General features: G+C 52.6%; 9 protein-coding genes. 2 read left to right on the top strand and 7 right to left on the bottom strand.

Going from position 1 to position 12,653, the window contains the following annotated elements; genetic code table 11:
* Window positions 1-162: 162 nt before the first annotated feature.
* From BLS69_RS21080 to BLS69_RS21060, 5 genes are all read right to left on the bottom strand, one after another.
* Window positions 163-2,178: a glycosyltransferase family 2 protein gene (locus BLS69_RS21080; protein ID WP_176872916.1), complete on the bottom strand. Its 2,016-nt coding sequence runs from the start codon at window positions 2,176-2,178 to the stop codon at window positions 163-165.
* 111 nt (window positions 2,179-2,289) lie between these two features.
* A complete protein-coding gene (locus BLS69_RS21075) occupies window positions 2,290-4,260 on the bottom strand; it encodes a tetratricopeptide repeat-containing glycosyltransferase family 2 protein (protein ID WP_176872914.1) in 1,971 nt (656 codons plus the stop codon).
* Window positions 4,217-6,499 (bottom strand): glycosyltransferase, encoded by a 2,283-nt coding sequence (locus BLS69_RS21070; RefSeq protein WP_176872911.1) that lies wholly within the window; start codon window positions 6,497-6,499, stop codon window positions 4,217-4,219. The genes BLS69_RS21075 and BLS69_RS21070 overlap by 44 nt, the downstream gene beginning before the upstream one ends.
* 78 nt (window positions 6,500-6,577) lie before the next feature.
* Entirely contained in the window at window positions 6,578-7,984 is a 1,407-nt protein-coding gene (locus tag BLS69_RS21065) for a DUF6385 domain-containing protein (RefSeq protein WP_256332374.1), read from the bottom strand.
* Window positions 7,985-8,029: 45 nt separating this feature from the next.
* Window positions 8,030-8,527: a DUF6385 domain-containing protein gene (locus BLS69_RS21060; protein WP_091035871.1), complete on the bottom strand. Its 498-nt coding sequence runs from the start codon at window positions 8,525-8,527 to the stop codon at window positions 8,030-8,032.
* 199 nt (window positions 8,528-8,726) lie between these two features.
* Here BLS69_RS21060 and BLS69_RS21055 point away from each other — a divergent pair, with 199 nt between their 5' ends.
* The gene (locus tag BLS69_RS21055) at window positions 8,727-9,260 is read left to right on the top strand and encodes a hypothetical protein (RefSeq protein ID WP_091035868.1); all 534 of its coding nucleotides are present in this window, start codon (window positions 8,727-8,729) and stop codon (window positions 9,258-9,260) included.
* A 30-nt stretch (window positions 9,261-9,290) separates the two neighbouring features.
* A complete protein-coding gene (locus BLS69_RS21050; RefSeq protein ID WP_091035866.1) occupies window positions 9,291-9,872 on the top strand; it encodes a hypothetical protein in 582 nt (193 codons plus the stop codon).
* A 121-nt stretch (window positions 9,873-9,993) separates the two neighbouring features.
* On the opposite strand, the gene BLS69_RS21045 is transcribed toward BLS69_RS21050, so the two are convergent.
* Together BLS69_RS21045 and BLS69_RS21040 are read right to left on the bottom strand one after the other, a co-directional pair.
* Complete coding sequence (locus tag BLS69_RS21045; protein WP_091035864.1) at window positions 9,994-11,331, bottom strand: MFS transporter; 1,338 nt, start codon at window positions 11,329-11,331, stop codon at window positions 9,994-9,996.
* A 69-nt stretch (window positions 11,332-11,400) separates the two neighbouring features.
* Window positions 11,401-12,579 carry a winged helix-turn-helix domain-containing protein gene (locus BLS69_RS21040; protein WP_091035862.1) on the bottom strand — a complete coding sequence of 393 codons (1,179 nt, stop codon included), beginning with the start codon at window positions 12,577-12,579 and terminating at the stop codon, window positions 11,401-11,403.
* Window positions 12,580-12,653 lie beyond the last annotated feature (74 nt).

Here is a 12,653-nt window from a genome sequence, read left to right as displayed (position 1 = left end):
GGTTCGGGCAATGCTCCGATTACCGGTAGCTCCGTTGCTTTTGCAATTTCAATCGGATGGGCTAGTTCGGGAATATATGGGGATGGAGGTTGGGGACTAGAGACTAGAAATCAGTGATTAGTGATTAGTGATTAGTGATTAAAGATTAAAGATTAAAGGAAATTATAGGTGTACCAGTAACATGTTGCACTGGTTGGTGTACTCTTTGGCAGAGGCTGCGCCGGGTGCTGTCAGGCGCAGCAGGGTTTGCAGGCCCGGCGGGATTGCTGTCGCCGGGCGACCTGTGGCGGCAGATTGCCGCGCAGTGAGTTGGGCCGATTCGGCCCATTCACGCGCCAGGTTCTGCCGCCCGGCGAGCAGCGCGAGCGTGCCCGCGAGGAGCGCGTGAGCGGTGCGCTCCGGGGCGGGCACTTCGTCCGCGGGGGGCTGCTGCGCGCCGTCAGGCGTGCCGCATAGCGCAAGCAGCCCTTCGCGGACGCTATCGGGTGCGCGCAGCAACCCGCAGCGTGCCGCAGGCGGAAGCGCTGCGAGCAACGCCAGCGCGCCGCGGGGCGGCAGGGCTTGCAGCAGGCGCAGCCATGCGGCCCAGGCGCCTACGCCGGCGAGCGCTTGCGCAGCGGCGAGCACGCCGCCCGGCGCAGGCGCGGCACGGCCGCCGGGCGTTGCGCCGAAGGGCGGGCTGCCGCTGCTGCACGCCCCGCCGCTGCTGCGGGCCAAGGCCCCGTGCTGCAGCAGCGCCTCGGCGGCGTGGGCCGCGGCAGGCAGCGCTGCCTGCTGGCGAGCCGCCGCTCGGGCGTTGCGCCCGCCGGGCTGCTTGTGGCCCAGCGCCCACAGCGCGAGCGCCGCCTCTGGCCCGTGCTGCGCATGCGCCGCCCAGGGCTGCAAAGCCGCCCGAGCCGCGGCGTCCTCGCCCAGCTGGGCCAGCGCAAGCCCGGCGGCCAGCGGCTGTGCCCGCAGCGGTGCAACCAGCGCCGCCGCATGGCGCAGCAGCCACTCCGGCCGATGCGCGGCAAGCGCGGCCGGGATCAACGCTTGCCATGCCGCAGGCGGCAAGCTTACCCGAGCCGCGGCGCTGGCGATGGCGTGCGGCCGCCCTGTGGCTGCGGCGAGCAACAACAGCCGCTGCCATGCAGGCAAGGTACCGGGTTGCATGCCCAGCGCCGCTATGTACGCGGCTTCTGCCTCTGCCCAGCGGCCAGCCCGCTCATGCGCCATGCCTTCCAGCGTCAGGCTGCGGTAGGTTCCAGCACCAGAGACCGAAGTATACCTGCTGGCAGTGGAAGCAGCGGATCTAGCCTGTTTTAACCAGTTCAGGGCCATATCTTCTCTCCCTTGATCCAGTTGCAGTACAGCACCAAGCTCCAACAAATCCGGAAAATCCTCATACACGGGCGCCCACGCTTCCACCACAGCAAGCGCCCTCTCCGGGCTGCCAATCTCTCGCCAAGCGTAAGCCGTTTTCAGCACCAGATCCGAGTGATATCCACACTCCGGCATAAGCTGCGCCAATAATGGCTGTAACAACCGGAGTGCTTCATCATACTTCGCTTGCTGAAACCATTCAGCAGCCAGAGCATATAACAGATCCGGTTGATCCCCCTCCTGATTCAACGCGGAACGTATCAATTGCATGTTGCGTGCACCTTTATTTTTGGCAGTAATCGCCTGCTCCAGATATCCGTAATGAATGACTTCAAGTCCAGAATGAAGCACACCTTGTGGAGCCAGTGCCATGATGGACGAAGCAATCTCTTCATGAATTCTACCCTGAAAGGCAATTCGGGGATCATTTCGGAACAATCGACATACCGCATCCGTCACACGCTCTTCACCGGACACACCCAGCAGACTTGTGACCTGTATCCAATATCCCCATACGTCGTCTCTGCTTGCCGCTAACAACTGCACGAGTTCTGCCTTCATCTGCGGGGTCTGTACCCAGACTTCATCCGCATCAAGCACCAAAATCCACGGTTTCGTAGCAGCCGCCAGCGACAGATTACGGGCTTCACTGAAATCTCCGTTCCATTCCGCACGGATTACAACAGCACCATGGAGACGTGCAATTTCAGTTGTATCGTCTATCGAGCCTGTGTCTACAACGATGATCTCATCCACAACATCCTTGACTGCATTCAAGCACCGCTGGAGTGACCCGGCCTCATCCTTCACGATCATGCACAAGCTGATCCCTGACTCCACATTCACCACCATCCCTCACCAACGGAGTTCGCCCCCATTCAGAACCCAGCTGTATCTACTTTAACTCCCTCACTCACCTGATTCCTCTCAGCTCTCAAACCCGTCCGCTCCCGGCAACTCCAGCCGAATATGCTGAACGACAGGCCAACAACGGTGCCGCTGACCATCTGCATGCTGAGCGAATATCTCCAGATGATGATCCGCAGCACTGACCAATCCCTTCACCAGCCAGCTGGTTCCCGTCAGGGTATCCGAAGCCCCTGGGAACGACTCCATGTCACCGGCCTTCCCTTTTTCCTTTTTCCCTTCCATCTCTTTCTCCTTCTCTCCCGCTCGAACGCTCTCTCCCACCGATAACCCTTCTCCCGACAATTGCTGACGGCATATCTGAATCAGGCTATGCAGTTCCTTCCATCTTCCTGACTGTACACATCCTTCCATCATCAGTCCGAGCGCCTGCCAGCCATCATACTCTGCTCCTGCAACCGTTCCGTCCATGCCGGAGTCCATGTCCTTCTTTGTTGTCGCTCTCAGACCCACCGTTCGTCCTGCCTGTACAACCATTTCCTCATTCGTGACTGCACCTAGCTGCGAGCTACGCTTCAACCACAACGTCAGTGGATCATCTCCGTTGACTTCCTTCCCCTCGACCCACTCCAATCGTTCGAGCCATCGGGCAGACGAGATCGCAAGCAGCCCTTTTTTCCGCTGCACAGGTTCCAGTTTCAGACGCGCCTTGTTCCATCTTCCCTGTTGGATTTGGAGCATCGCCTCCGCCACAGATAAGCGCTCCCTCATCTCTCCGGTGGGTTGTGAGGATACATCCGGTAACAATTGAAGAGCCGCATCATAACAACGGGATTGTTCCAGAATGCCCAATACTTTGTGTGTTGCCTCTTCCGAACCGAGTGCAAAGCGCTCCCTCACCAGCTCTGGAATCTGATGTCCCTGCCCGGAGACTCGCATAATGCGGAATATCCGATAGAGCGGCGGTAACAGACTCGATTTGGCGCGCACCGCTTCCACGTAAGCATCCACCGCACCCTCCAGATCGGCCCTTCCTTCCAGCAATCGCCCTAACGTATACCACGTCTGATAGGTGCCGATGCCTTCTTCCGTATGGTATATGGGGAGAGGTGGACCCATGCGAATAGCTTCACGGAGCGAATACTCTGCCCGATCTGCATCACCCAATGCCTCTGCACATACCGCCCGATGGTGCATCAGATCCGTGTACTCTGGAAAGAGTTCAAGCGCAGCATCAATACGATCTAATGCCTCCTGCCAACGATTCAGATGCTGGAGACAACGAACTTCATATTTGAACAACAGATGCGCATAACTGGTCACCGCAGGATCAATCCCCATCCGAGCCACACCAAACGTCTCCAACGCCCGCTCCGCTTCCCCCACACGCAAATACTCGACACCCAGATTATAGTGATGGAACGGCTGATCCGGTTCTTCCTCCACTGCCTGTTGCAGCAGGCGGACATTGCGGTTCACCTTATCTTTGCGCTCCACAATCGCCGTCTGATACCCATAATGATGGATGACCATGTCCGTCACATGAAAAGCAGCCTCTGGATTCCCACGACAGATCGCCGCCGCAATCTGCTCATGAATCCGACCTTCAAACCGATGGCTAGGAGCATTGCGGAAGAGACGCAAAACCGGATTCACGGTAACCCCTTGTTGACCCGTACCTGTATAGTTATGAATGTTTAAAAACAATCCGTCACATCCGCTGACCGCCGTCCAGCTCCTGATCTGCTCCCGCGCAGCTCTATCGAGCGCCTCGTCCGCATCAAGAAAGAGAATCCAGTCGCCGGAAGCCCGCTCCAGGCCAGCATTCCGTGCTGCGGCAAAATCTTCGCACCACTCAAATGCCACAACCACCGCTCCATATTGCTGCGCAATCTCCGCGCTGCGGTCCGACGAACCGGTGTCCACTACAATCATCTCGTCCACCGCTCCCTGGACACTGGCAAGGCAGTGAGGCAGCAACTCTTCCTCATCCTTCACGATCATGCATAGGGAAATTCGTTCCGCTCGCAAGCTGATTCCTCCTTTCCTTCGCTTGGAAAAGCGTACGCCACGGGATGCCTTCGGTCGTTCGCAGCCTTTGTTCCAGTGCAGTATATTGTGCATCGAGTACACCCGAAGATGAAGAACGAACCATTTCCTGCCGAATCGCCTCCATTGCCAACCGCATGTAACATACAGCAGCTCCAGCTCGGGCCTGCCGCATATCAGGCTTCTGCTCCAGAGCCTGCTCGAACAGAGACAGCGCTTGATCATTGTGGCCTTTGGCATACAGCGTTTCACCCAGCCAGAATAACCCTTCGGCATCCAGCTCACTCTCGGTCATGCACTGAATCAGGATGTTCGCGGCTACCATGGTATACCCCTGACGATACAGCAGGCTTGCAAACTCCCGTCGTAAAGTTACAGCTGTGTCCCAATGGTCACGCATCATCATTGCTCGCAACTCATGCAGCTGTTCAGCAAGTATGAGCTGTCCTGTCTTTATGGCTTGCTGCACAACCTTCTCCGCTACCATCTCTGCCTGCGGGCCCCATTGCATAAGCTTCTGTTCTTGTGACGCAGATTTCCTGCTTCGCGGCTCTTTGGTTAACTGATCCAGCAGTCGATCCATGACTTTCCACACGTTTTTTTCCTGTGGAAGCGTAGTTGCCAGGAACGCCTCGGATAATCGTAATCCATTGGCCCAACAAGCCAGTGCCCAATCCATCCTGTGCTCCCCCAGCAGATTGACTTCATGTGCCCCCCCCACGTTCCAGTGTTCTTCTGCCAATTGCAGTGCTTCGGAAACCTTATTCGCACACAACATCCAATGTATTCGATCCGCCACATGGATACGAGCGGTACGCACATCTGCATCCAGCATTTTCAGTGCCTGTTCATATGCTCCGCAGCCTGCTAGAACATAGATTACATGCACCAGATGATCCTCATTCATCACTGCATATGAATGGGGCATTTCACCACGAATCGAATCACCGTGACCCGATTCCTCGAATCCTCGGCATCTGGCGAGCAATGCTTCTGCTATGTTCTCATCCGTTTCACCGGATTGTTGCATAACATCTGCCAACCCTACCCATGCCGGAGCATACGTGAACATGCTGTCCAGAGCCAGCCCGTACAGGTGTGCAGACTCATTAAGGAATCCCCGTTTCTGCGCAAGTCTTGCCATGGCGGTATAGGCTCTGTAACTGTCGGAACCTGCTTCCGTTACATACTGTGCATCAAACTTACCTCCGCCATCACTCTGTCCAACACGGTCCATTCCCTTCCGGCAGTCCGTTGCTCGGGCATAGGATTGATATGCACGTTCCTCCAAACCTTGTTGCTCCAACGTCTCCCCATACAACAGGTGCAGATCAGCATAGGAGGGATAACGCTGCCTTTCCACAGCCAGAATGGCATGCGCCTCGTCATAACGTGCCGATCCCACAAGGGTCTTTGCATAATCTCTAACCAGAGTAGGACGATATGGCGCGAGCAGCTCTGTCAGGTGTAATGATTCACGGAACACTTCAATTGCCTGTTCGATCTGACCAAGCTGGCAATACGTTACTCCCAGATTGTACAGGTGAAAAGGCTGTGCAGGTTCATCTGCGAGTTCCCGCTCAATCAGTTTCAAATTACGTCTTGGCTTATGCTCTTGCGCAATCGTTGAGGCCAGATATCCATCATGAATCAGACATAACGGAGCAAGCGGTTCCGTCTCAATCAATACACTTTCTTCATCTGTATTACTCTCGCTTTTATTTGTATCAGCAACCTCATCCTGGGCAAGCTTGCATGGGCTATGACGAACCAACTGCTCATGGACGCGTCCCGCATATCGATATCCCTGATGAGCACGGAATAGTCTCACTGGTTGGGAGATGACCCTCTCTTCCACCCCTTCACCATATCGATTCTCTATGGTAATCCGTAATCTTGAAATGCTTTTATGGACTTTAGGTAAATAATTCAGCAGTTCTTCCAATCCCTGCGCAACGTACTCATCAGCATCCAAAGATAGAACCCATTCCGTACTCGCCAGAGGCAGACTGATGTTTCGTGCATGGGCAAAGTCATCTTGCCAGCGGGCGTGCAACACCGTTGCTCCGTACGTTCTGCCGATTTCAGGTGTACGGTCAGATGAGCCAGTATCGGTAATAAAACATTCCGTGCCGATATGCTTCAAGCTGTCGAGACAGCGGGGCAGGTGATGTTCTTCATTTTGAACAATCATATGGATTCCAAGTAAACGGTTCTTCAAATGTAACCACCTCCAATGCAAAAAAGTACATGAAGTCCACCAAAGGAACTCCATGTACCTATATGACAAATAAATGGGTTATGTGCCTTGTCCATTGAAGAACACATCAATCGTACTTGGTGCGCCGATTAGGCTGGAGCGGTAGGAAAGACGCGTATATTTGAGAAAACGTTGCGGCACGAGTACATCCACTGATCCGGATAAAATACCCGTCACAGTTGTCACATCCGTGTACCAGTTCGTTCCATTGGCACTGATCTCAACAAGAGCATCTACCCGGTTTACACCCGGTCCCCGGTTATATACAAAGAAAGAATACGTGCCAAATACACTGGTCGTAACCGCTGGGAGCGCTGTGAAGGTGTTTGCGGTAGGGGTGCTTATGAGTTGGGACTCCTGAAAACTCTTCTGTGAAATAGACGTCACACTGCTAAGTGTCCCCGCTGTAATTGTCGCTCCGAGCACACTGGTAATCGTTCCGTTCAACAAGTTTGTCAGGGTTCCTGCGGTGATCGTTGCTCCAAGCACACTCGTGATCGTACCATTCAGCAAGTTCGTTAATGTACCCGCTGTTACAGTTGCACCAAGTACGCTGGTAATCGTTCCGTTCAATAAGTTCGTCAGGGTTCCGGCTGTAATCGTTGCTCCAAGTACACTCGTAATCGTACCATTCAGCAAATTGGTCAACGTACCCGCTGTTACCGTGGCTCCGAGTATACCTGTGATGGTACCTGCTGTAATCGTTGCTCCAAGCACGCTCGTGATCGTTCCTGCAGTAATCGTTGCTCCCAATACACTTGTGATCGTACCGTTCAGCAAGTTCGTTAATGTTCCCGCTGTCACTGTGGCTCCGAGCACACTCGTGATCGTTCCTGCAGTAATCGTTGCTCCCAATACACTTGTAATCGTACCATTCAGCAAGTTCGTCAGCGTTCCCGCTGTCACTGTGGCTCCGAGCACACTCGTGATCGTTCCGGCGGTAATCGTTGCTCCCAGTACACTTGTGATCGTACCATTCAGCAGGTTCGTCAGGGTTCCCGCTGTAACTGTGGCTCCGAGCACACTGGTAATCGTACCATTGAGCAGGTTCGTTAATGTACCTGCGGTCACGGTTGCTCCCAGCACACTCGTGATGGTTCCCGCCGTGATCGTTGCGCCCAATACACTTGTGATCGTACCATTCAGCAAGTTCGTCAATGTACCTGCTGTTACTGTAGCTCCAAGCACACTGTTAATCGTACCTGCCGTGATGGTCGCTCCAAGCACACTTGTGATGGTTCCGTTCAGAATGTTGGTAATGGTTCCGGCGTTAATTGTAACGGTAGTCAGACCTGAGATGTTACTGATGGTTCCGTCCAAAATAATACCAACCACGTTCCCGCTCGTATCTGTTCTGACAGGCTGGGCTGTGCCTGTACTATCTTGACCGAAAATCAACGTTCTCAAATTATCCGGATTTGTATTAAACGTTGTAAAGTTAGGCATGTGCTTCGTCCTCCTCCCTGGTCAAATCTGTGTGATCATACTCCCTTACGGCATACGCTGTGCCTGAAAGTAAACATCGAGCCGGGTCGGTTGATCCGGTTCAACGGATTGAATTGCAAGCCGGGTATAGTGCAAAAATCGCAATGGTACCAGCGCTTTGGTCTGTCCTCCCGCGATCACCTCCTGGCTGTCCACAGCATAGTCCAAGGCATTGGGGCTGATCTGGATCTGTACAAGAGCCGGATGTTTCCCCCGATTCACAACGCCATAGGTGTACATGCTGAGTGATGAGGTGTCTTGTGCCGGGAGTGAATCCATGCTGCTACTGGTTTCGGCCCCGACATACGTATGCTCTGTAAAACAATGAATAGCACCAGGGAGTTTCGTGCGTGAGGAAGCACCCTGCTTGAACCGGGGACGAGTAATCCGGGAACAAGGGGGGTTCAGCAATTTAGCGCGGCAGGAGTGACGGGAGCGGCGGCGACTGACATATTTAGTTGGTTGCTTCGTTCTCTTCTTGCTTCGCTTCGCTGTTCGACTCATCTCGATTTCCCCTTAAAAAATGTGCTTACGCATCGTATGCCCGGATTGAATATGCGGGCACGGCATCTGCCGTTATTTTGGAATTTGCAGACAGTTCCCAAACGCTTTCTCTTGTTCTTACATACAATGCAATTAATGAGGACATGCGAAATAAAAAAGTATCATGAAGGCATTTCAATCTGTTCAGAGGGGGTACAAGATGGCAAACGCTAATGTATTCAACCAGTCTAATGGGCCCCTGTTCACTCAACTGACCAACACCTATGCAGCCCCAGGTATTGAGGCTTCGGTAAATACCGGTGCGGCTGCGGCAGGCAGTTTTTTTGCCCTGACGACAAATAACATATCGATTCCTTCCAGCCAAAACCTTCTTCTTCAAATCCTGAATGCGTCTGGAAGTGGCAGAACAGTACGTATTGCCAGCCTTTCGGGAGGTACAACTGCTGCAGCTACACTGGTCGTTTATTCCGGAGGCACGGTGACCGTAGGAAGTACACCTGTACCCGTCAATACGTTGCTTGGCAACACCAACACCAGCATCGTTACCACCAGGCAAAATACAGGCACTCTTGGGGGTACGTTCACAAGCTTACTCAGCATACCTCTTACTGCGGGAATGTATTCTTTGGATTTGAACGGTTCCATTCTTGTTCCGCCGGGACAATCACTATCCATTAGTTTAGGAACTGGCAGTCAGACTGCAGCCATTAATCTCTTCTGGTGGGAATTCTGAGCATGATCCTGATAAAAGGAGGTGCACACTGTGCCAAACAACAATGTATTTAATCCATTGAATCTGCCCGTCTATACGTCCAACACCAACACGTACATTTCTCCCGGCATTGTTGCTCCTCCGGAGAATAATGCTGGCAGTACAGGCAATCTGTATAATGCAGGTTCCACCAACTCCACAACACTGGGATTGCTGGGAGGAACGGTTATCGCCACCGTACAATTGGCCAATCCAGCAGGGAGTGGGAAGACCCTGTACGTATCCCGGCTCTCCGGCGGAATCACGGTTGCACTGAATCTGTTGTCATCCTTCAGCGGTTCCATGAGTCTGACCGCCAATGGAACGCTAAGCTCTCCCAGTACACTAACATCGGTGAACAGCAATCTTTCCAGCAGCAATACCAGCGTAGCCACGGTACGGTTCTCTGCTGCAGCGCCTTCAGGAACGACCTCATTGATGGCTATGCCCCTTCAAGCAGGGCCGTTTCTATCCAATGAATTTGGCCGTTATGTGGTTCCTCCAGGTCAAGCCATTAACCTCTCTGTCAGCGGATCCCTTTCGGTTGGTGGACTGATGGCCTCTACTGCTTATTTCGCTTGGTGGGAAGTATGATTCATTCAACGATGTATAACAAATGCAATGTGCAAACAACCGCCTTCGGTTGAATACGGAAGCGGCTGTTCGTTTTATTGTAGATGGATTGAGGATAAATATATTGTCCGGGCAAAGTCTGTCAGACCGATTCCTGCGGAATAGTCTCTTTTGCTTCAGACACGAGAGGTTGCTTTCCCTCCCACAAGATACGTTGTAGCAGTATGCCGGCAAGACCAATCACGAGCGTAGCGAGACCGATATATTGAAAGGTGGGACTTGGCCCTGCAACTCGAATGAGCGCCCCACCTGCAAGTGGAGCGACCACCAGTACAACACTGGATAGTGAATTTTGAATGCCGAAGACGCGCCCTACATAGGCAGGAGGGGTCTCCTTTTGCAACAAATAATTCAGTGTTACCATAAAGAGTCCATTACCCAGCCCAATGCAGACACCCCAGATAATGACCCAAATTTCAGGTGTTTGTGGGCCGATCCACCCCAATGCAGCGATTGCGGCACCTACGAACAGATATCCTCCACCCAGTCCCCACCCATACCTAATTCTCGGCAAGCGATTTAACAACAAAATGATGATGACTGCCCCTGCTCCTGCCGACGACCCCAACCAGCCGAGCAGTGATTCGTTACCTGGCTTGATCTCTCGAAACAGGGTCGTAAACTGATAATCAATCATAAGAATGGCCATGAGTCCAAAACAGCCGAACCAAATCGTACTCAGCACGGTGCGACTGCTCCGTATAAAACGCCAGCCTTGCTTCCACTGGGAGAACAAAGATTCCGATCCATCCTTTTCACTAGCAGCACTTCCGTCTGAGGCTACGGACTCCGACTTTTCCACCAAACGCCGCAAGGGCCACAATACCGCACCTGACAACAGGCGGGTACAGGCATTAATGACAATACAGATTTGTGGTGAGAAAAAGGCCAAAATAACTGCACCCAGAAGTGGTCCCGCCACTTTCGAACACTGGCTTACAAAACCGTTTAGGGACGATGCCTGAAACAGATGCTCCTCTGCCACCACCTGGCGGGTTAACGCCTGCTGGGCTGGAACATGAAAAACCCCCATCATGGCACGTAGAGCAAGAAGTGGAAGCAGCCAGATCGGGCTTGGTGCGAATAAAATAGCAACGGTTAATCCCACGGTGATCACATCACACAGCATCATGATTTTCACTTTGTGAAGTCGATCGGCAAGGGCACCTGCAAAGGAGCCCAGCAGTATGCCCGGGACAGCCATACATACAGGAATAAGGGCAATGATCAGCGGATCGGCTCCCCAACGGTAGGCCACCATCACCTGGATGGCAAGTGCATCGAACCAGTCTCCAAACGTAGCCAGAGAGTATGCGATAAACATGCGGACAAACCGGAGGTTGGTCCATAAGCTTTTGGAAGATTCCGCGAGTGATTCGGTGGATTCCTTGGATGTGGGTTCATTTGAAATGACGGTCATACGTGTACTTCCTCCCTTGATTACAGCCGTTAGCGGTCTGTATGTTCCTTGGCTGTAATCATAAAGGAGTTATATCAGAGGAAGATCAGAGGATGGGGAGATAGGGGATAAAAAGTTACGTATTTCATCTACAATTTGTTGTCCATATGCGGGTACACCGTAACTTTTGCCGATCTCTGCATACACTTGACGATACTTACTGCGAATTCTACCTTCAATTCGATGTTGACCCATGAACTGGAGAATCTGAAAGGCAGCATTCAGATATAGCGGTGCGTTCAGCGACATTTTCAATACATCCAGACCGTCATCCATTCTCAGTTCCGCTTCACGAACTCGTCCTTGCCGAAGTAACCATAATCCCTCCATCACCTGAAAACGTCCGATCTCTCGCAGATACGGGGCATCCTTCAATCCTGACCGCAGGACTGACACCTGAGCTTCAATCGCCTCACCACTGCCACCCCACAGTTCCACATACAACGCTGCAAGTGCTACAGGAAGTCTGAAGTTCTTCAGCTCGTCAGTCTCTATTACACGATACGTTTCTTCAAGCTGCGTTTTGGCACGTTGATACTGGCCCGCCTCTACATAGACTTCAACGATGTTCAGAATGCGAAGTTCCCGAAGCTGATCGGCAGATAAAGCAGATGAACTCAATGCCTGCTCATACAAGGGTAAGCTTTCTGATGGTTCAATTAGCGAATGGACAAAAATTAATAACCAGTATAAGCGTTCTTCGAAAGCAATTTCTTTGGTTGTAATCAGCCACTCCAGATCTCCCTGTATAAAATGAATATACAACTGGTAATACGGGACAATCTGAATGCCAAGCGCTTCCTGCTGCTGAACCAGGGTCTGTATGGCATTTCCCTGCCCAAACAAGTGATATTTACGAAGTAATCCGTGAATGACTTCCTGCATTTCTGGGTCCTGAGCAGAAGGGCTAGCGGGTAGAGCGGACTTGTTCTCCTGCACAGCAAGCCGGTATCCATAACCCCGTACCGTATCCAGACTGATCTCATCCCAGCGTTTCAATTTCTTGCGCAGGCGATAGATATGATCGTCCACGGTGCGTTCAACCGGATATTCCAGCGGCCATACCCGATCCAGCAGTTGACTGCGGGTGAAGGCTTTTTCCTTGTTTTCATACAGAAAATGCAGCAGTGCAAATTCCTTGGCGAGCAGGCGAATGGATTCCGTTCGCCGCGTAACCGTATATGTTCCTTCATCCCATTGCAAAGACATGTCAGGGTCCTCCTACTATGTATAATTCGCTATTCCGAAATAATATAGATTCATTCCATTTTCTTCAACGTGTT

The sequence above is a fragment of the Paenibacillus sp. CF095 genome (genome assembly GCF_900101225.1).
Taxonomy (GTDB): domain Bacteria; phylum Bacillota; class Bacilli; order Paenibacillales; family Paenibacillaceae; genus Paenibacillus.
The sequence above is the reverse complement of the archived record's forward strand: the minus strand, read 5'-3'. Positions and strand labels throughout refer to the sequence as shown.